The following is a 19,734-nucleotide window of genomic DNA, read 5'->3' as shown; positions in this document are numbered from 1 at the left end:
TAATATCAGCCACGATCCAGCGGGCAGCGCACGCGATTCGCTGTACGGTACATAGCAAACGCCGATAGCATATTAATGGAGCGAGACCGGAGTGAAAGTGAAAAACGGTTCCCAGAAACCACCAGACGAGAGCCGAAATTTCAGTCGAAATGGTCGGGGGTTTCGACTGGAGATTCCGCGGACGGCCGGCGAGGTCCGCCGGTCGATCGCGCCGCGCCGTCGTCGTTCAGTCTTGCATTTTTTGTTTCTGATACGTTCGCCGTGTCCCGGCGCGACGGCGCGGCCAGCGAGCACGGCGACAAAGCATATGCCGATGGGCCAGTATGCTCCTGACTATCGGCGGGTTCGGAACGATCCCCGCCCTGCTGGTCGGCCTCGCCGCGCTGGCTGTCGTGATCTTGATCGGGCGGATCGTCCTCAAGTTCGCGTGGCGACTGGTCGTTCTCGCCGCGGTCGCCGTCGGCGTGCTCTACCTGCTCGGACTGTTCGGCATCTCCGTGCTCTGATACGGACGGTTGTAGGCGCTTACCCAGTCGACCGCACGACGGCGTGCGGTCGATCTGGTAAAGACCTACAACTTTCCGTATGATCGAGTCGACAGACGCCGCCAGGTTCAGAGGCCGTCGAGAAAGTTCTCGATGAGGTCGTGGCCGACTGCGGTCAGCACCGACTCGGGATGGAACTGGACCGCCTCGATGGGGTACTCGCGGTGGCGGACGCCCATCACTAGTTCGACCGTCCCGTCGTCGGTCGCCACGCCGGTCGTGGCCGTCACGTCGAAGCAGTCGGGCACCTCGTCGGCGATCAGCGAGTGGTAGCGACCGGCCTGGAACCCCTGCTCGAGTCCGGCGAAGACGCCCTGGCCGTCGTGGTCGATCGGGAACGCCTTCCCGTGGATCGGTTCGGGCGCGCGGCCGACCGTTCCGCCGTACTCGTAGACGGCGGCCTCCAGCCCCAGACAGACGCCGAGCGTCGGGACTTCGGGGCTGACTTCTCGTAGCACGTCCATCGTGACGCCCACGTCGCGGTCGTTCTTCGGGTGGCCCGGACCGGGGGAAATGATGATGGCGTCCGGGTCGACGGCCCGCACCTCGGCGAGCGTCGCGGTGTTGCGCAGGACCTCGGTGTCGGCGTGTTCCGAGACGTACTCGACGAGGTTGTAAGTAAAGGAGTCGAAGTTGTCGATAAAGAGCACGAGCGGCCGGTCGTCGTCGGCCGCCTCGTCGCCGCTCATCGGGACACCTCCTCGTTCGCGTCGGCCGCGGGCGCTCGGATGCGCTCTACGGCGTCCAGCACGCCGCCCATCTTGTCCTCGGTCTCCTCGTACTCCGACCCGGGAACGGAGTCGGCGACGACACCCGCACCGGCCTGCACGGTCGTGCGCTGGGTCCGGTCGCCATCGACGCCTGCTGGGGTATCACAGTCCTCGACCGTCGCCGACCGGATCACGATCGCGAAGTCCGTGTCGCCGGTCCAGGAGAAGTAACCGACGCCGCCGCCGTAGACCCCGCGTGGCGACCGCTCCAGTTCGTCGATGATCTCCATGGCCCGGATCTTGGGCGCACCCGAGAGCGTCCCCGCCGGAAACGTGGCGCGCGCGGCGTCGAAGGCGTCCGCTCCCTCGTCGAGCGTGCCGGTCACGGTCGATTCGATGTGCTGGACGTGGCTGTACTTGAGGACGTTCATGAACTCCTCGACGCGGACGCTCCCGGGCTCTGCGACCCGGCGCACGTCGTTGCGCGCGAGGTCGACCAGCATCGTGTGCTCGGCTCGCTCCTTGTCGTCGGCGAGCATCTCGCCCGCGAGGCGGCGGTCCTCGACGGGACTGGTCCCGCGCGGACAGGTCCCCGCGATCGGGTTCGAGACGATCCGGTCGTCGGCCACGGAGACGAGCGTCTCGGGGCTCGCGCCGACGATGCTCAGCCCGTCGTAGTCGAGCAGGTACATGTACGGCGACGGGTTGACCGCCCGCAGCGACTCGTACAGCGACAGCGGGTCCATCTCACCGTACAGTTCCCGCTTGCGCGAGATGACGCCCTGGTAGATGTCGCCGCTGAGAACGGACTCCTTGGCGTGCTCGACGGCGTCTTCGTACTCGTCGCGCGGCCCGGCCTCCTCGTGGGCGGGGACGAAGTTGCCGGTCTCGAGGTCCGTGGCTCCGTCGAGGACGGCCTCGACCCGCTCGACCTCGTCGAGGAGCGCGTCGTAGCGTGCGCGGGGATCGTCACCGGGTCGGACGATCGGGGTGAACACGAGCGCGGCCGTCTCCTCGACGTGGTCGAAGCGCAGCGTCGTCGTCGTCAACGCGAACTGCGCGTCGGGGAAGCGAGAGTCCGGCCGGTCGAGTCCGACCTCGTCGAGCCAGAGGTCGTAGACGGCGTCGTAGGCCAGGAAGCCGACGAGGCCGCCGTCGAGGTGTTGGCGATCGTGGTCCGGGAAGCCCCGCAGCTCCACGTCCGGCATGGCCGCCCGGAGATCGTCTACCACGTCGCCCCCGTCGGTCGTCACGAGGTCGGCGATCCGGTCGTCGAAGACCTCGACGCTGGTCGCGTCGTCGACCGTGATCACCGCGTCGGCGTCGTAGCCGACGAACGAGTAGCGGGCGTGGCGATCGTCGGTCACCGGTGCGAACGCGCCGTCTGGGTCGCTGGAGGCGACCTTCTCCGCGCTTTCGAGCAGGAACGTGTGGCCGCCTTTTCCGGGGGCACCGTCCGTGGTCCGGCCGGTCAGCGCGGCGTAGGCCGCCAGCGGCTCCACGTCGGCCGACAGCTCCGCGACCGCTCGCACCGAGACCGGTCCGTCGGCGGTCGCTCGGTCGACGAACGTCTCGCGGTCGATATCGAGGGTCACTGTCCCGCCTCCACGGCCGCGGCGTCGGCGCGCTTCGCCTGCCGGACGAACGCCCTGACCGCGTCGTGGTCCTTCACGCCGCCTTCGGCCTCCACTCCGGAGGCCACGTCGACGCCGAACGGCCGGACCGTCCCGACGGCGTCGGCCACGTTCTCGGGGGTGAGGCCCCCCGCGAGGACGACCGGCGCGTCCAGCGTGTCGACGATCTCGCGCGTCCGATCCCAGTCGTGGGTCTCGCCGGTGCCGCCGCCGCCCTCGGCGTCGACCGAGTCCACGAGGAGGGCGTCCGCGGCGTCGGCGTACGCCTCGATCTCGGCGTGTTCGGCGTCGACGACGGCCACCAGCTTCGCGTCGACGCGCCGTCGGAGCGCGCCCAGCTGTGTCGGGGTCAACCCGTCGTGGACCTGCACCACGTCTGGCTGGACGGTCTCGACGCGGCGGGCCACGGACTGGACGGCCTCGGGCATCGTCACCAGCACGCTCGTCACGAGCGGTGGCACGCCGGCCACGAGCGCGGCCGCGGTCTCGTCGTCGACCTCGCGGGGCGTGTCCACGCTGACGCCGTTGATGACACCAATCGCGTCTGCGCCCGCGGCGACGACGGCCTCGCGGTCCTCGCGACGAGTGATTCCACAGACCTTGACCCGCGTCATGCCTCGCCTCTGAGCTCGTCGAACTTCCGGGCGGCGTCGCCGGACTCGATCGCCTCGCGAGCCGCCTCGACGCCGGCCTCGTGGCTGTCGGCCTCACCGGCGACGTAGATCGCCGCGCCCGCGTTCGCGAGGATGATGTCCTGTTTCGGTCCGGTGACGGTCCCCTCGACGATCCCTCGCAGGTCCTCGGCGTTTTCTTCGGGCGTGCCGCCGGCCACGTCTTCGATGTCGGCCGTCGTCAGTCCGATGTCTTCCGGGACGAGCGTGTACTCCTCGATCTCGGAACCGGTGACCTCTGCGACGACGGTCTCTCCGTGGATCGCGATCTCGTCGAGGCCCGATCCGTGGACGACCATCGCTCGCTCGACGTCCATCCGAGCCAGCGCCTCCGCGATCGTCGACACGAGGGCCGGATCGTAGACGCCGAGCACCTGTGCGTCCGCACCGGCGGGGTTGGTCAGCGGTCCGAGGATGTTGAAGATGGTCCGCATGCCGAGTTCCTTGCGCGGGCCGATGACGGCCTTCATCGCCGGGTGGAAGACGGGCGCGAGCATGAACCCGATCCCGTCATCCTCGATGGCCTGCTCGACCTGTGGCGGTTCGGCCTCCACATCGACGCCGGCCACCTCCAGCACGTCCGCACTCCCCGACGAGGAGGAGACGGAGTAGTTGCCGTGCTTGGCGATCGGGACGCCGGCACCCGCGGCGACCATCGTGCTCGTCGTCGAGACGTTGATCGTGTCGTAGTCGTCGCCGCCGGTGCCACAGGTGTCGACCAGCGGCCGCCGGTCGGGGTCGATCGTCCGCGCGGCGTCGCGCATCCCCTCGGCGAAGCCGGCGATCTCCGCTTCGGTCTCCCCTTTCGCTCGCAGACCCGCCAGCAGCGCCCCGATCTGGGCCGCCGTGGCGTCCTCGAATACCGCCGTCGCTGCCTCGCGAGCCTCGTCCTGTGTCAGATCCTCTCCCTCGGTCACGCGTTCGATGTATTCCTGCATTGTGGGTCACCAATGAACTCTTTCGTGTTGTAATGTACAACCTCGTACATCCAAATAAGGCTGTCGGGACCACGTGACAGGTTCGGAATCGGGACATCGCCCGAGTGGACACGTCGTGTCGCTCGAATCGCGCTCGACTGAACCGTGCCCACAACCCACAGACGGCACTGGGATTCGGTTTCGAAACATTCAATTATACCCCTCTGCAACGGGTGAGTGTAGATAGAAGCCAACGCGGGTTGGTGGTCTAGTTGGTTATGACACCTCCTTGACATGGAGGAGGCCGGCGGTTCAAATCCGCCCCAACCCATTTTTGACGACACAAACCGTGAGCGGAGCGAGCGGTCTGTGTCGGCGAAATTAGTGACACGGATTGGAAGCAGACGAGACGAGCATCGCGAGTCTCGGCGCGGTTCAAATCCGCCCCAACCCATACGCGGTGCGTACGGTTTCTATATTCTCGAATTCTTCGGTCGCTCTTGCTCAAGCTAGCGAAAAGACTCCGTTGTATGGAAAGCATCCCGTCTCCTGCTATCAGCTGTGACCAAACAACCAGCATTCGGCGGGATGCTTCAGCAACTTGTATCGCTTGGCGCTTTGGAGTTTCGGCCCGAGCCGCTCGACGCCATCGTCGAGCGGCGTCTCAAGACCATCTGGGAACAGGCACCCTGTCCTGATTGTGGCGCGACAACCATCCGAACCTACGACGATCTCGACCGTATCTGGTGCCGTGGCTGCGGCTTCATGAGTACCTACACGTTCGGTACACCGTTCTACGACGCGGAACTCGCCCCCGGCGAGTTCCTCGTCGCCTTCGTCCTCTACGCTGATTCGTTGCTCAGCATCATCAAATTGCTCCCTACTTGATCGGGCGTACAACACGATTCACTCGGCGATTCGTGACGTGGAAGCCGCGTTCCAGCGCGGCTTCCCCGTCGTCTGGGATCGCATCGATCACACTCTCGACGGGCCAACGCAGGTCGATGAAACCCAGCAGGTCTGCTCTGGGTACAAGGGACGCGACCCACCGCGGGACGGTCTGTCCCGCGGCGGGTCGCCAGAGGGCGGTCGCACACGCTGGAGCGGTGAGCAGGGTGATGAACTGACGCTCGTCGCGGCCTGCCGCGACGTGCTTCGCGTGGTTTCTGCTGAGGAAGGAACGAAGTTCAAGGACGAACTCAAGCCAGTGATCGAAGAAGCTGAAGACCTCTCCCAGCGACTGGGAGAGGTCTGGACGGATGAGTACCCGCCGTATCAACAGATGGAGCACGACCACAGAACGGTGGTTCACGACGAAGCATACGTCTCAGATGCGGGTGTTCACACCAACCAAGCTGAGTGTCTCTGGTCGTTGTTGCAACCGTGGATCGAGAAATTCCGCGGCCTGTCCAAGCAGGGCTTGGAACAGGCCGCTCGTACCTACGGCTTCCTGCGGTCATTGAATCTCGCTGGCGCACCAATCCACGGACTCGTTGACTGCTTCGCTGCCGATATTTTTCGCCAGTCTGCGTAAGAGCGAGTTTGGCTTTGCTCTCGACTCCCGCTGCTGGTGACACACCCCATGAACTCTTCAAAGTAGTCGGAGTTGGTGTCTTCTTGGAGGAATTTCACATCTCCATCCAGATTGAATACATTGTCGTCGTCAAGAGGGTCAAATATAGGATACGTACAGCCTTTTTGGAGATCTTCTGTGGGAGGGAATGCGTTCTCGATCTCTTCATACTCCAACTGTCTGGTGTCTCGATCCAATATAGGTCGTTCCTCGCTCTCTACGACATCCAACTTGAGGATACCAACAAATGGTTCGTCGTCGTTGACTGCCTGTATTATGAATAAGTAGCCTCTGGAGGTTCGACGATCCATGTGAGATATGGGTCGGTTCTTGAGAGATTCAGATATTTCCTCGAACTCCACAGAGTCAGAACCATCTTCACCATCCACATCCAACTCCAGAATTCTCTCTAAGCGTTCCTGAGTTTGATTCCCTACATCATCTCCATCGGAACTACCATCAGAAAAGTGTCCTACGGTAACCTTCCCAGTGTCCTCTTTATTGATCACTCGGCTTAGATATCCAACGAAGATTCCCATGACTCGGTCATCAATGTCGACGGTTCGAGTGCTTACCACCCAATCATCGTCATCTCCAGATTCAATTCCGTTTGATACAGGCGAGAAAGCAACTGCGTTGATATTAATGACCATATGTCGTCTTCTTGCTGATTGCTCTTAGGATGTTCCTCATATCAACTACAATGCTTATATTCCTTGTGTTATCTTGAAAACTCAACAGCAAACTAATCCTTGGCAGCCTCAGCTTCACGCATCCAAACTTAACACCTATATCCGACAGTCGTATATGCCAGCCTAAGATGCAATTCTGCGATGAGTGCGGATCCATGATAAAAAAGCAAGATGGCGTGATGGTCTGCTCGAATTGTGGTTACAAGGCGGAGCAAAAAGGTGATTCAGAAGACTTCATCAGTACGACCGAGCAGACAGGTGACGAACTCATTGAGACTTCAGAAGATGCGAATTTCGAGGGCAAGCCAACTGATGAGAGTGTACATTGCGATGAGTGCGGTAACGGGAAGGCATGGTACACAATCAAGCAAACAGGGTCTGCTGATGAGCCACCAACTCGATTTTTCAAATGTACTGAGTGTGGGAATCGGTGGCGAGACTACAACTGACTCAACCTTCTGAATTCGACCGTTTCAAATTCCGATTCAATTCCTCAAACCAGAGTAGCCAGCTTTGAATTTGTTTACGAATATGCTACGCTATTGCGTTCTTGGCACTTGAAAAAGCGCGTCGGCGGCTCGTCGGCCGAGCCGGTCTGTTTGATCGTGTACCAGGCTTTGCCGTGGCCACAGTCCGCGCAGGTCACGTCCTCGGCAGTCGGCTTGCCCTCGAAGTTCGCACCCTCCTCGGTCTCGATCACGTCGTCGTCGCTCTGTGCGGCGGTGCTCACGAACTCGGCGGCCCGGTCGGCGTCCTTCTGGACGCGACTGCCACAGGACTTGCAGACCATCTCGTCGCCGTCCGCGTGCATCATCGAACCGCAGTCGTCGCAGAACTGCATTGTACCCCTTCATACGGAAAGTTGTAGATCTTTACCAGATCGACCGCACGCCGTCGTGCGGTCGACTAGGTAAACGCCTACAACCGTCCGTATCACTTCTCGCTTCGAACGGATATAGACTCAGTCGATCACATCAAGAACTCTCTAATCGCTCCATTAGAGCGTGAATCTGCGTTTTCGATGCGTAGTTAGTTCTCAAAATGACACAGACGGAGAGTCTCGGTAATTCGGAGTCGCTGTCGGCGGCAAATCGCCGCCGACGCGACGGTGTTGCCACTCACGACCACTGTCCTGATCGGCGGACAGCTACCGGAAGAACCGGTCGTCGAGTGGTTGGTTTGCTGGAACTGTCCTGCACACACCGAGCGCTGTCCAGGCTGCTCGCAGCACCATCTCACAGAATTCCGTGAATGACCACTGCCAGAGGCGGCGCCCCCCGCGGCGGGGCGCCGCCACGTACCTCCAGTGGAGATACCGCCAGCTGTTCTGGAGCAGCAGGCTCACCACAAACATCACCAGTCGCAGACCAGCATCCTGAGAACTGGTGAACGCGAGGCTCTGCTTGGCTAATCGGTAGCTCGATTCGATGCCGAAGCGCTTGCTGTAGTGCTCTCGTGCATCTCGTGGTGTGTCGATAAACGGCGCGTCAGCGGCGTAGCCGTGACGCGCCACCCCGTGTTCGTCGTATCGTCCTTGCTGGTAGACGCAGTCGATGAACACAGGGAACGTCACCGTGCCGGCGAGATCGTGTTCGATCTCGCGGCTCCAGCCGCTGCTAAGTTCGTTCTGAATCGTCTCACCCCACTTGACAATCGGCATGGCGAAAGCGTAGTTGTGCGCGTACAGCAGGCTGAGACAGGTGCTATTGTAGAATCCGCGATCCAGGTAGACGGCCTTGACGCCGAGGTCAAGGCCGTCGAGGAGTTCGAGAAACTCGGCGAGGACATCGCTGGTGGTGTCGCCAGCGACCAGCTGGCGAACCGCCAGCGTGTACCGTTTGTTGCGTACCCGCGCATAGAGCGTTGCATAGGCGTGAAACGTCGTTGTTCCGCGTTTCGCTTGAGACGAGTACAACGCCTCTGTCTCATCTTCGTCGCCGTAGTAGGGATCGAGGTGGAGGTCGGCGACGACCTCCACCGATCGATCCGGCAGTGTTTCAAGAGCATCCCGTTGCAGGAGCGTGTCTCCGACCGCCTCAACAGAGTCAAGGTCGAACTGATCGGTGAGATATCCACGGACGGTATTGGCGTGCGGCGAGTCGTCAGTCGTTTCGCAGACGTGGTTGATCGAGGTCCCGCCGGCGCTGGCGCCGGCGAGGACCTCGTACAACGTCTCCGTCGTGACCTCAACGTCTTCGCCGAGATCTAACGCAAGCTCCTCGTCGAGGCTGTTGACGACAAAATTAAGCAGGTGCTCTTCCTCTATCTCGCTGTCTGCTTGGGTAGGCTTCACACCGCATCCAAGCAGACACTTCCTCTAACCCGATGTGATCGACTGAGTCTGCGTAAGAGCGTTTGTTCTTCGCTCATCTCGATAGATCGTAACATCAATTCTGCTGGCGACTCAGTAGCAGCCAACGATGGACGAGCAGTCAGCTCAAGTGTTCCTTCCACCGCGTGAGCGATGCTTCGAGCGTCTCCGTCTCGCCCGGTTCGGCGAGACGGTGACGTGTGTTCACTGCGAGAGTGACGCGGTTGTCGACCGAGGAACGACCGGTAAGGACGCTCAGCAGTACTGGTGCAAATCCTGCGAAACCTACTTCAACGACCTCACAAAGACGATCTTCGGCCAGCATCGCTTCGGTCTCGAAGAGATGTTCTATATCGTCAAGGAGATGCGATCTGAGCCGACCGCTCAGATCGCTCGTGACCTCGATCGAGACTACGAGGCTGTTCTCAACTACGTTCACAAAGTGCAGGAAGTGAGTGGTAATATCGACGAATTCGACCTCTACGACGTGTGCGAAGCTGACGAGGTCTACGTCACGGCTGGTGAGAAAGGACTCGAAGATGAGGATGGGAGTCCGCGCGAGCGCGGACTCTCAAAAAGGGGCGCGGAACTTTCGAATCAGACAAACCACTAGTGTTGACACTCGTCCGTCGCTCCGACGGACGAGTGCGATTTCTCGTCTGTAAGGATCTGCAAGAAGCTGACGAGGACATCTCTGAGTACGGAGATGGAAGCGTCATCCTCTGTACCGACGGCTACACGATCTATGAGGACATCGAGGAGACGGAGGGGGTGGACGGCCATCTGGCCGTCACCCACTCCGACACCTACGTCATCGGTGACGCCCACACAAACACCTGCGAGAACCGCCACAGCTTCCTTCGCCAGTGGCTAGCGAAGTTCAGAGGCATCTCGAAGCATCATCTCCAAAAATACCTCGGATTTCTCGCACTGAAACTCAACTCACCGGACGACTGGTTCGAGAAACTGCTGTGTTACAATGTATCGGGATGAGCGAAACAATAAACCTTCGCTGCACAAGACTGTCTCATGGAACGACAGTGCCCGGACTGTGGCGTGACCATGGAACCGGCTCAGCTGTCTGCCGGGGGAAACAACGTCCGCGTCCGGACCGAAGACCAGCACGAGGGGTTCCTGGGCTCGCTCGGTTTGCGAGGGTCACACCGGCTCGAAGCCCGGCTCTGTCCGGAGTGTGGGCTGGTCCGTACCTACGCCGAAATCGAGGACGAGGACGCCGACTGGCTAGACGAACTCGACGAAGCAGAGACAGCGGACGACGACGAGGAAACCGGTGCAGACGAAGCGGACGGAGATCTGTGGAGTCAGGGGGACGAACCCGAGCGCGACAAATACACTGACGACGATGACGACGGCGGTGGCTGGCTCTAATACTGGCGGCTGTCCTCTCGTTCGTGTATTCCCCACCACGGGGCAGCGACATCGCTTTCCACGGCTGCTACGGCGTGTCGTCGACGAGATCGTCCAGCGCGTCGGCGAGGTAGACCGCTCGACTGTACCGCTCCGAGGGGGCCGGTGCGAGCGCGGTCTGTACGACCTTGTCGACCGACGACGGCAGTTCGGGGCGCAGCTCCGACGGCGGCGTCGGCAGCGACCGCTCGGCGACCGACTCGCCCTCGGCTCCCGTCGCCGTCGGCACCCGTCCGGTCAGCAGTTCGTAGAGCACCGCGCCGAGCTGATAGATGTCCGTCCGGTGGTCGAGTGCCCGGTCGGACTCGAACTGCTCGGGGGCGGCGTATCGCGGATCGAGCGCTGCCGGATCGCCGCCGCCGCGCTGTGTCTTCGCGACGCCCCAGTCGCCGATTTTGGGGAGGTCCCACGCCGCCTCCGGCGTCGGGGCGAAGAGGACGTTTTCGGCCCGGAGATCGAAGTGCCGGACCCCGAGGTGGTGTACGTCGGCGAGGGTCTCGGCCAGCACGCTCGCGATCCACAGCCCCTCGTCGATCGCGAGCCCGTCGTCGGCGTCGCGGAGGCGCTGGCGCAGGTCGCCGCCGGTCAGACGCTCCATCGCGATCCAGGGCCGGGGAACCTTCCCCCAGTCGACGACGCTCACGACGTGGCGGTGGTCGTCACACTCGGCCCACAGCTTCGCCGCTTCGACGAACCGGTCGATCGTCGCTCCGGTCAGCGTCCCCTCGTCGGACAGGCGCTTGACCGCGAGCGCCGCGTCCGGTGTGGACTCGACTGTCGCGGCCCTGACCTCGGCGAATCCGCCGTCGCCGATGCGCTCGCCGATCGTCAGCTCGCTGTAGGTGACCGACTCGGGCAGCGACGGCTCGACCGGCTCGGGCACCCTCTCTGCGGGTCTGGCGACCGAAATCGGGGTGTCGGGCTCGTCGTTCGCTGCGGTGTCTGACTTCTGTGGTTCGGCTGTCTGCCGTGCGGCTGTCACGTCGATCCCGACCGCCAGGTGACACTCGCCCTCGTAGATTTCGGTCGAGTAGACCCCGACGACCGCCCGGCCTCCTTCCCCCTCCAGGCTGTGGACGAGCACCGGCTCGGACTCGACCGTCGTCGTCTCGAAATCCGTCGAGAACTGTTCTGTCGTCGTCACGAACCGCGGCGGCTCGTCGTCAGTCATCGCGTGCTCCGATGGAAACCGGCGGTTCCGACGAGGCCTGTTCCGAACGACGTTGCGACCATTCTGTCGTCCCCACCCTTTCCGGGCCAGCGTCTCAACTCTTCCGCTTCGTGGATAGTTCTGGTTTTAACATCGTCCACTGGTTACTCACACCATGGTCGCTAACTTCGAAGATATCGAGGCCCGGAGGTTCGTCGGGATCGTCGTCCTCACCGTGGATAGGGTGCTCGATGTCACCGAGGAGTGAGCCGTTCGGCGGCCGTCGAACGGTGGCGGGCGAGCAGAGGTGTAACTCGTGAGCGACACCGACGAGGACGAAGTCCAACTCGACGAGGCCCGGGCGTTCCTCGCGACGCTGCCCGACGACCCGGCCGCCTACACCGAGGCCGACCGGTCGCGCATCGAGGAGTTGCTGCTGTCGGACAACCACGGCGTCGTCCACGTCACGGCGCAACTGGTCAGGGAGGCGACGGCACGGGACGCAGAGGCGATGGCACCGCTGGTACAACCGCTGATCGACGCGGTCGTCCACACCGACGGGATCCGCCGTCCGGAACTGGTGGCCGCGATCGCGGAGTTCGATCGCACACGAGTCGCGGCGGCCGATCCCCAGTTCGACCGGACGCCGGTCGCGCAGGCCGACCCTGTCGGCCAGTACCACCGAACGCTGGCCGACACCGAAAACGAAGAGCTCGTCCGCTCGAAACGGGCGGCCGCACTCGCGGCGATCTACGACCTCTTTCCCCAGGAAGTCCGGGAGACGGTCCCGACGCTGCTCGACTGTCTGGAACCGGCCGAGGACGATGTCGGCCTGCTCTGTGAGGCCGCCGGGAAGGCGCTGGGGACGATCGCGGGCACAGACGATCAGGTGCGCGCACGGATCATAGAACGGTTCGAGCGCGAACTCGACCGCGGGTCGCTCCCGAATAAAGGCGTGGTGTACGGTGTGCGGAACCTCGTGACCTGCCGCTCGGACGCGGGGTTGACGCTCGTCGAGCCGCTGGTCGAGGCGACGAACCGGACCGGCGTCGACAGTGCCGCCCACGAGGCGGACCGCTGGCACGTCGTCAGCGCGCTCGAGACGATCGCCGAGGAGCGCCCGGCGCTTCTCGATCACCACACAGACCGGCTCACGCTGCTCCTGACCGACGACGAGACGATGGTTCGGAGACAGGCGATCGGCCTGTTCGGGACCCTCGGCGAGACGGAGCCGGCCGTCCTCGACCGCGTCGCCGACGACCTCGTTGCCGCCGCCGACGATCCCGACCCGAAGATACGACGCGCGGTCGTGAGCGCCCTCTCGCCGCTGGAGTCGCGACTGGCCGAGGCGGCCGAGCGCGCGACCCGCGCGCACCTCGGGGCTCTGGAGTCGGCGGCGGATTTCCGGAAGAGCACGGTGCTGAGCGAGCTGGGCCGGCTGGCAGAGCACTGTCCGGACCTGGTCGTCGGCGGGCTGGTCGAGATTGTCGCCCACCTCGATCACCAGTCGTGGGGCGTCAGGTCGAGTGCAGCGTCCGCGCTCGGCAGGCTGGGTAGCGAACGGCCCGACGCCGTTCGCCCGCTGGTCGAGCCGGACGCGTCGGGACTGATCGCTTCGACCGGGTCGACGCCCCTCCTCGATCTCCTCGACGACGAGCACGACTCGGTCCGTGCGGACGCCGTCCACGCTCTCGGCCGGATCGGCGCGGCCGATCGGGAACTGGCCGACGCCGTGTTCCCAGCTGTTCTCGGGGCCGTCGACGACGGCGACTCACACGTCGAGCAACGGGCGCTCCGGGCTTTCGGCCGGATCGGCGCGGCCCATCCCGACGCGGTGACCGACGATCACGTCTCGACGCTCGTCACCGGTGTGGGCCACGTCAGCGAGACGGTCAGAGCGGCGGCGGCCGAGGCGATCGGCGCGCTCGCAGCGAGCGGTCCGGATCTGCGTGTCGCTCGCGATCCGCTCGTCGACCTGCTCGACGACTACTATCCCCGTCCCCGCGTCGAAGCCTGCGAGGCGCTCGCGGCGCTCGGCGCGGAGTCGGCGGCTGCACGGATCGCGCCACTCCGCACGCACTACGACGACGACGTACGGGAGGCCGCCCAGGCGGCACTCGGGACGCTCGACTACGACCCCGACGGTTCGCCCGAGGCGGACTCGGAGCCGTCGGCCGACGCGGGCTCCGGTTCGGAGCGCCCGGCGGGAGCACGGTCCGAGGCGACCGGTCACCGGGTTCGCGACGATCGGTCTGAGACCACCAGCGAGGCCGCTTCGACGGCGATACCGACCGGCCAGCCGACACAGGCTCCGTCGCTGTCGCTGGACTACGGCGAGGTGGAGACCGGTCGAGTCGTCGGCCGTGGCGGCAACGCGGTCGTCCGGGAGGGGACCGTCGAGATCGACGGGGAGTCGCGGACGGTCGCCGTCAAAGAGCCCGTCACCGAGGGGACACAGACGGCCGACGACATCGCCGCCTTCGAGCGCGAGGCGCGACAGTGGGACCGACTCTCGGACCGTGCTCACGTCGTCGGCGTCGTCGACTGGGACGTCGAGCCCCTCCCCTGGATCGCCCTGGAGTACATGGACGGGGGCTCGCTGGCGGCCAGAGTCGGCGAGTGTGACTACCGCCAGGCGCTGTGGATCTGCGAGCGCGTCGCGAACGCGGTCCGACACGACCAGACCGGGATGGCACACCTCGATCTCAAACCCGCGAACATCCTCTTCGAGTCGACGCCCGACGGCGTCTGGGACGTGCCGAAGGTCGCCGACTGGGGAATCGCCCGACTGCTGAACGAGCACGGCGCGACTGCCGGCGGGATGACCGCGACGTACGCGGCACCGGAACAGTTCGACCCCGACACCTACGGGACGCCCGACAGCAGGACGGACATCTACCAGCTCGGGGTCGTCCTCTACGAGCTGCTCGTGGGCGAGCCGCCCTTTACCGGCTCCGACATGGACGTGATGCAGAGCGTTCTGTCCGACGAGCCCGCACTGCCGGGCGAGCGAGTCGACGGTCTCCCGGACGGGATCGACGACACCGTCGAGACGGCCCTCGCGACGGATCCCGAGCGCCGCTTCGAGACGATCGAACGGATGCAGTCGCGGCTGGGAGCCCACCTCGACGAGCTGTAGCTTAGCGCTGTGCCCGGAGCCGGGACTGGAGGCGCTCGACGGTGCTGAACCGCTCCGCTGGCTGCTTTTCCAGCGCCTTCATCACGGCGTCGCTGACCGCTTGCGGGACGCGATCGTCGACCGTCGCCGGTGGCTCGGGCTCCTCGGTGAGGATCGCGTTCATCAGCGCGACGCCGTTGCCCTCGAAGGGCGGCCGGCCGGTCAGCACCTCGTACATGAGGACGCCGAGCTGGTAGATGTCCGTCTTGCTGCTGGGGTCGCCGAACTCGTCGGCGTCGAACTGCTCGGGGGCGGCGTAGGTCGGCGACATGCCCTCGACGGTCGGCTGGTGTTCCTTGAGCGTGCGTGCCAGCCCCCAGTCGGCGATCTTCGGTACGTCCCAGCTCCCCTCGCCAGTCCGGCGAAACAGGACGTTCTCGGGCTTGAGATCCAGGTGGAGGACGCCGGTCTGGTCGTGGCGGACCCCCTGCGCGATCCGTTCGCACGTCCAGACGGCCTGCTCGATAGAAAACTCCGAGAGCCGCTCGCGCAGCGTGCCGCCGTCCATGTACTCCATCGCGATCCAGGGCTTGGGCCGCGTCCCGCTGTCGACGACGCCGACGACGTGGTCTCGGGGCGACAGCAACGACCACGTCTCCGCCTCCTGCTCGAAGCTCTCTATCACCGACGAAGTGATCGTTCCCTCGAAGTTCGGCACCTTCAGCGCGACCGTCGTCGTCTCACCGTCGACGCGGTACTGTGCCTCGTGGACGACGCCGCTGCCCCCGTGTCCGAGCTGCCCCTCGATCTCGAAATCGGCGTACGCAAGCTCTTCTCGGGCCGGACTCTGAACGCTCGCCACGTCGGGCACCATCGAGGCCGTCTCGACCGTCGTTGTGGTCGACGACTGCGTGTCGGCCGACGCCTCGGCGGCTGCCGTCGATTCGGTCTCCCCGGTGTTCTCGGCCGCCGGCTCCGTCTCGGTCGCAGACGCCGTCTCGGCCGTCGACACCGATTCGCTGCTCGCTTCGCCCGGCGACGAGTCGCTCGTTTGCTGTCCGTCCGTCTGTGCTGTCGCCCGGCCTGCTGTCCCGTCCGTCTGTCCCGCTCCTTCGAGCGCATCCGCTTCCGTCGCCTCGCTCGACTGTCCCTCGTCCGAGCCGAAGGCGGCTGCACGCGCCCGGAGTCTGGACTGAAGATCCTCGACTCCGGCGTTCGCCGCTTCGATCGTCCCGACAACGTCACCGGTCGTCACCGCGCCCTCTGCCGTCGGCTCGATGAGGTTCTCCTCTTCCAGCACTCGCAGCGAGTATCGGAGCTCGTTGTGGGGATGGTCCAGCACGTCGGCGAGATCGGTGATGCCCGCGGGCTCCCGTTCGAAGACGGTTCGGAGCACGGTCAGATTCCGCCCGGTGAGCTCGGCCTCGCTCTCGACCCTTTCGAACATCTCCGTGAGCGTCGGCGTCTCCTCCTCCTGGGAATCCGTCATTATCACAGCATCCGCGTGCCAAAAGTAATAGCTTGTCCCGCGTGTCTGGTGCCCGTTCGGGGTTTCGACGCGCGTTTTTCGACGGTGGTCCGTCGCGTCTCTGAGTATTATTATCTCCACTTTGGAGATTCAATAGTACATCTCTAAAAGCCAAATCTTTATGTGTCTGGTGTCCGTCAGACGATGTACTGGGAGCGATCCAACATGGCACTATCACTGTGGACGCTGGCGCTGGCACTGCTCGTCAATCTCGTACTCGGTGCGGTCCTCGTACTGGGCGTGTTCACGCTGATGGAGCAGCGCATCCTGCTCGGGGCCATCGCGGGGCTGGTCATCGGCGGCATCGTCGTCTACGCAGAGGCGACTGTCGGCGCACAGCTGTTCTCGCTGACGTTCGAAGAGAAGCGACTGATCGTCGTCCTGGCGGGCATCGGCGCGGCGCTGGGAATCTCGGGGACGGTGCTGGCGATCGAACCGGAGATCAACTGATACGGACGCCGCCGGTCGTCACTATCTCAGGAAAAAGTTCAACACCCGTTCCGACGTACCCTCTGAGAGATGAGGCTTCGGTGAGAGCATGAGTGTCGATGCACTGCAACGGGCGTCTCGTCTCCGATCCAAAGCCGATTCCGAGCGCCACACCGTCGCTGCAGACGAGATCGAGGAACTCACCGCACTGCTGGAGTATCGCCGACCGACGGCTCCAGCGTCGCCCGCGGAATCGGCCGAGGCTCCTCTGGACGACGGGGACGTTCGCGCCGGGGCGGCTCTGGCACTTGCGGCCGTCGCTCGGGACCGACCGGACGCCGTCGTTCCTGCCGTGGATGGTCTCAGACAGTGTCTCGCTGACGCCCATCCGGGTTTGCGTGGTAACGCCGCTCTCGCACTCGCTGCGGTCGCCGAGGCACGTCCCGAGGAGATCCGACCGGCGGTTCCCGGCCTCCGGACGCTCCTTTCCGAGGCGCGTACCGAGACACGCGCCACTGTGACGCCAGCGGAGTATCCCGAATCGATCCGGCCGCTGGTCGCGGAGCTCCGGTCGCTGCGAAACGACGAGCGTGACACGGCGCGTGCCGCCGGTGCCATCGCGCTCAAAAACGTCGCGAGAGCCGCTCCCGGATCGGTCGTCACCGCCGTCGACGCTCTTCTGACACTCCTCGACGAGGAGAAAGCCGCGACGCGCACCGCGGCCGTCGAGGCGCTGAAACACGTCGCCAGCGAACGACCGGCTGCGATCGAACCGGCCGTCGACGACCTGCGGGCCTCACTCGACGACGACGACCGACGCGTACGCGAAGCGGCCGAACGGACGCTTGCGATGCTCGACGGTGCGTCCGCCGAGAGCGCCGCCGTCGAAGACGCCTGTCGGACCGAGCCGAACCGACAGCACCAACGAACCACGACTATGGACTCTGCTCACGGACCAGATCTCGATGAGGGAGAAGAGACGCCGTCGATGTCGCTCGACCCGTCCGCACTGCGCCACGACGACGTCATCGGCCGCACCGCGACGACGGTCGTGCATCGGGTCCGTCACCCCGGCGAGGACGGGCCGGACGGTATCGCCGTGAAACACCCCGCTCGACACGGGACGCTGACCGAGGAGACCATCGACGGGTTCGATCACGAGGCCCGGCAGTGGGCCGGCCTCGACGACCACCCGAACGTCGTCTCGGTGATCGACTGGGGGTACGACCCGCTCCCCTGGCTCCGCGGCGACGCGTCGGTACCCTGGATCGCCACGGAGGTCGTCGACGGACCGGACCTTCGCGCCGTCGCCGAGGACGCGACGGTCGAGCAGTCGCTCTGGACCGCACAGCGACTCGTCGACGCGGTCTGGCACGCCCACCACCGCGGCGTCGTCCACCTCGACCTGAAGCCGTCGAACATCCTGTTTGCCCCCGGCGAGCGGTGGCCGATTCCGAAGGTCGCCGACTGGGAGCTCTCCCGGTCGCTGCTGGGCCAGGGGACCGCCGTCGGCATCTCGACGCCCGGCTACTGTGCGCCCGAACAGGACGGCCAGGGCACGACGGACCAGCGGACCGACCAGTTCCAGCTCGGGATCGTCCTCTACGAGCTGTTCACCGGGACGCATCCGTTCGTCGACGACCTCGCCGCCACCCCGCAGCGAGAGCGCATCGAGCGCGTCCTCGACGCCGATCACAGGCCGCCCAGCGAGCGCCGTCCGGAGTTGCCGGCCGCTCTCGACGACGTGTTCGAGCGCGCTCTGGCGCGGGATCCGACAGATCGGTACGAGGCGACGATCGACCTCCGTCGCGCCCTGGAGCGGATCGCCGAGGAGTGGGAGTCGACGCCGGACGACCCGGAGAGCGCGACCGAGCCCGCGACGGCAGACCGCGACCCCACTCCGACGACCGATCACTCCGCGCCGGAAACGACGAGTACGGACCGCACGCTGTCGGCGGCCGACGACCGCGACTGGCCGACCCTCCACGGGAGCGCGTCGCGCTCCGGCCCTCGACAGCGTGCGGTCGGCCCCTCGCCACCCGTCACCGAACGCTGGACGTTCCAGGCGGGCGATTCGATCAGGGGCGGGCCGACCGTCGTCGACGACACGCTGTACGTCGGGAGCGACGATATGGCCGTCTCCGCACTGGCGACGGAGTCCGGTGCGACGCGGTGGACCTACGAGACCGACGATCCGGTCCAATCGCCGCCGACCGTCGTCGACGGGACGGTGTACGTCGGCAGCCACGACAAGCACGTGTACGCGCTCGACGCTGCGACCGGGACGGTCAGCTGGGTGGCCGAAACCGACGGGATGGTCGACGCCGCGCCCGCCGTGGTCGACGGGACGGTGTACGTCGGCAGCTACGACAAGCACGTGTACGCGCTCGACGCCGCGACCGGGGCCGAGCGGTGGGTCGTCGAGACCGACGGCAAGATCGGCGCGGTCCCCACGGTCGTCGACGGGACAGTGTACGCCTCCTGTGGGACCGGCGTCCTCGCCGCGCTGGATGCCGACTCCGGCGAGCGCCTGTGGCGCTACCCCACCGATGGACCGGCGATGTCGACGCCGGCGGTCTCTGACGGCGTCCTCTATACGGGCACCAACGACGGGCGCGTCGTGGCACTCGACGCCGACACGGGCACCGAGCGCTGGACGTTCGACGCCGGTGGTAACGGCCGGTCGGCACCGGCGATCTGCGGGGACACCGTGTACGCGGGCAGCATCGACGGCTACGTCCTCGCGATCGACGCGGACAGTGGCACCGAACGCTGGCGCTACGACACGGCGGGACAGATCAACGGTGCGCCGGTCGTCGCCGACGACACGCTCCTGGTCGGGAGCTGGGACGAGTGTCTGTACGCGCTGGACGCCGCGACCGGCGACGAGCGGTGGCACTACCGGACCGGCAGTCTCATCGACGGATCGCCGGCAGTGGCAGACGGCACGGCGTACGTCGCCACGCACGACGGCGTCGTGTCCGCGCTCGGCGAGGAGTGAACCACGGTCGCTGTCGTCGCCAAGCTT

The 19,734-nt window shown here is 64.8% G+C and carries 16 protein-coding genes, 1 tRNA gene and 1 pseudogene; 9 read left to right on the top strand and 9 right to left on the bottom strand.

All coding sequences use genetic code 11. From position 1 onward, the window contains the following. The first annotated feature begins 323 nt into the window (after window positions 1–323). Entirely contained in the window at window positions 324–506 is a 183-nt protein-coding gene (locus HALKA_RS0108695; RefSeq protein WP_015762723.1) for a DUF8029 family protein, read from the top strand. Window positions 507–613: 107 nt separating this feature from the next. Here the strand turns inward: HALKA_RS0108695 and trpG are convergent, their stop codons facing one another. The 4 genes from trpG to trpD are packed head-to-tail and all read right to left on the bottom strand — an operon-like array spanning window position 614 to window position 4,498. Next, window positions 614–1,234 (bottom strand): anthranilate synthase component II, encoded by a 621-nt coding sequence (gene trpG, locus HALKA_RS0108690; RefSeq protein WP_018257612.1) that lies wholly within the window; start codon window positions 1,232–1,234, stop codon window positions 614–616. After that, a complete protein-coding gene (trpE, locus tag HALKA_RS0108685) occupies window positions 1,231–2,850 on the bottom strand; it encodes an anthranilate synthase component I (protein WP_018257611.1) in 1,620 nt (539 codons plus the stop codon). The genes trpG and trpE overlap by 4 nt, the downstream gene beginning before the upstream one ends. Beyond that, complete coding sequence (locus HALKA_RS0108680) at window positions 2,847–3,503, bottom strand: phosphoribosylanthranilate isomerase (protein WP_018257610.1); 657 nt, start codon at window positions 3,501–3,503, stop codon at window positions 2,847–2,849. Before HALKA_RS0108680 ends, trpE begins: the two co-directional genes overlap by 4 nt. Next, window positions 3,500–4,498, bottom strand: coding sequence for an anthranilate phosphoribosyltransferase (trpD, locus tag HALKA_RS0108675; RefSeq protein ID WP_018257609.1), 999 nt, complete (start codon window positions 4,496–4,498; stop codon window positions 3,500–3,502). The genes HALKA_RS0108680 and trpD overlap by 4 nt, the downstream gene beginning before the upstream one ends. Window positions 4,499–4,734: 236 nt before the next feature. Between trpD and HALKA_RS0108670 the strand changes: the two genes are divergently transcribed. Further along, window positions 4,735–4,808, top strand: a tRNA-Val gene (locus HALKA_RS0108670). Window positions 4,809–5,065: 257 nt separating this feature from the next. Further along, window positions 5,066–6,011: pseudogene (locus HALKA_RS0108660) on the top strand (IS1595 family transposase). Here the strand turns inward: HALKA_RS0108660 and HALKA_RS20935 are convergent. Further along, window positions 5,918–6,703 carry a nucleoid-associated protein gene (locus tag HALKA_RS20935; RefSeq protein WP_155119389.1) on the bottom strand — a complete coding sequence of 262 codons (786 nt, stop codon included), beginning with the start codon at window positions 6,701–6,703 and terminating at the stop codon, window positions 5,918–5,920. The pseudogene HALKA_RS0108660 and the gene HALKA_RS20935 sit on opposite strands and share 94 nt — an antisense overlap. 167 nt (window positions 6,704–6,870) lie before the next feature. On the opposite strand from HALKA_RS20935, the gene HALKA_RS20375 reads away from it, so the two are divergent. Next, the gene (locus HALKA_RS20375; protein ID WP_080505813.1) at window positions 6,871–7,191 is read left to right on the top strand and encodes a transcription factor S; all 321 of its coding nucleotides are present in this window, start codon (window positions 6,871–6,873) and stop codon (window positions 7,189–7,191) included. A gap of 74 nt (window positions 7,192–7,265) precedes the next feature. On the opposite strand, the gene HALKA_RS0108650 is transcribed toward HALKA_RS20375, so the two are convergent. Both HALKA_RS0108650 and HALKA_RS0108645 read right to left on the bottom strand, forming a co-directional pair. Next, on the bottom strand, window positions 7,266–7,583 hold the full coding sequence (locus HALKA_RS0108650) for an RPA12/RPB9/RPC11 RNA polymerase family protein (protein ID WP_018257605.1): 318 nt from the start codon (window positions 7,581–7,583) through the stop codon (window positions 7,266–7,268). Window positions 7,584–7,889: 306 nt separating this feature from the next. Beyond that, window positions 7,890–9,035, bottom strand: coding sequence for an ISH3 family transposase (locus HALKA_RS0108645; RefSeq protein WP_018257604.1), 1,146 nt, complete (start codon window positions 9,033–9,035; stop codon window positions 7,890–7,892). Between the two features lie 127 nt (window positions 9,036–9,162). Here HALKA_RS0108645 and HALKA_RS20370 point away from each other — a divergent pair. Both HALKA_RS20370 and HALKA_RS21615 read left to right on the top strand, forming a co-directional pair. Further along, window positions 9,163–10,046, top strand: a protein-coding gene (locus HALKA_RS20370) for an IS1595 family transposase (protein ID WP_155119388.1) whose coding sequence is annotated in 2 segments (ribosomal slippage) — window positions 9,163–9,625 and window positions 9,625–10,046 — 885 coding nt in all. Because the reading frame shifts where the segments join, the coding sequence is not laid out codon by codon here. A 36-nt stretch (window positions 10,047–10,082) separates the two neighbouring features. Then, complete coding sequence (locus HALKA_RS21615; protein WP_018257601.1) at window positions 10,083–10,442, top strand: hypothetical protein; 360 nt, start codon at window positions 10,083–10,085, stop codon at window positions 10,440–10,442. A gap of 67 nt (window positions 10,443–10,509) precedes the next feature. Here the strand turns inward: HALKA_RS21615 and HALKA_RS0108625 are convergent, their stop codons facing one another. Next, window positions 10,510–11,652: a serine/threonine-protein kinase gene (locus HALKA_RS0108625; protein ID WP_018257600.1), complete on the bottom strand. Its 1,143-nt coding sequence runs from the start codon at window positions 11,650–11,652 to the stop codon at window positions 10,510–10,512. A 295-nt stretch (window positions 11,653–11,947) separates the two neighbouring features. Here HALKA_RS0108625 and HALKA_RS0108615 point away from each other — a divergent pair, with 295 nt between their 5' ends. Then, window positions 11,948–14,770, top strand: a complete 2,823-nt coding sequence (locus tag HALKA_RS0108615; protein ID WP_018257598.1) for a protein kinase domain-containing protein — start codon at window positions 11,948–11,950, stop codon at window positions 14,768–14,770. Window position 14,771: 1 nt separating this feature from the next. Here the strand turns inward: HALKA_RS0108615 and HALKA_RS0108610 are convergent, their stop codons facing one another. Then, window positions 14,772–16,238, bottom strand: coding sequence for a protein kinase domain-containing protein (locus HALKA_RS0108610; RefSeq protein ID WP_018257597.1), 1,467 nt, complete (start codon window positions 16,236–16,238; stop codon window positions 14,772–14,774). 204 nt (window positions 16,239–16,442) lie between these two features. Here HALKA_RS0108610 and HALKA_RS0108605 point away from each other — a divergent pair, with 204 nt between their 5' ends. Next, window positions 16,443–16,727: a hypothetical protein gene (locus HALKA_RS0108605; RefSeq protein ID WP_245545369.1), complete on the top strand. Its 285-nt coding sequence runs from the start codon at window positions 16,443–16,445 to the stop codon at window positions 16,725–16,727. A gap of 88 nt (window positions 16,728–16,815) precedes the next feature. After that, complete coding sequence (locus HALKA_RS0108600) at window positions 16,816–19,707, top strand: BamB-related PQQ repeat family beta-propellar protein (RefSeq protein WP_018257595.1); 2,892 nt, start codon at window positions 16,816–16,818, stop codon at window positions 19,705–19,707. Window positions 19,708–19,734: the final 27 nt, after the last annotated feature.

Origin of the sequence: Halomicrobium katesii DSM 19301 (genome assembly GCF_000379085.1) — an archaeon.
Classification (GTDB): Archaea; Halobacteriota; Halobacteria; order Halobacteriales; family Haloarculaceae; genus Halomicrobium; species Halomicrobium katesii.
The sequence above is the reverse complement of the archived record's forward strand: the minus strand, read 5'-3'. Positions and strand labels throughout refer to the sequence as shown.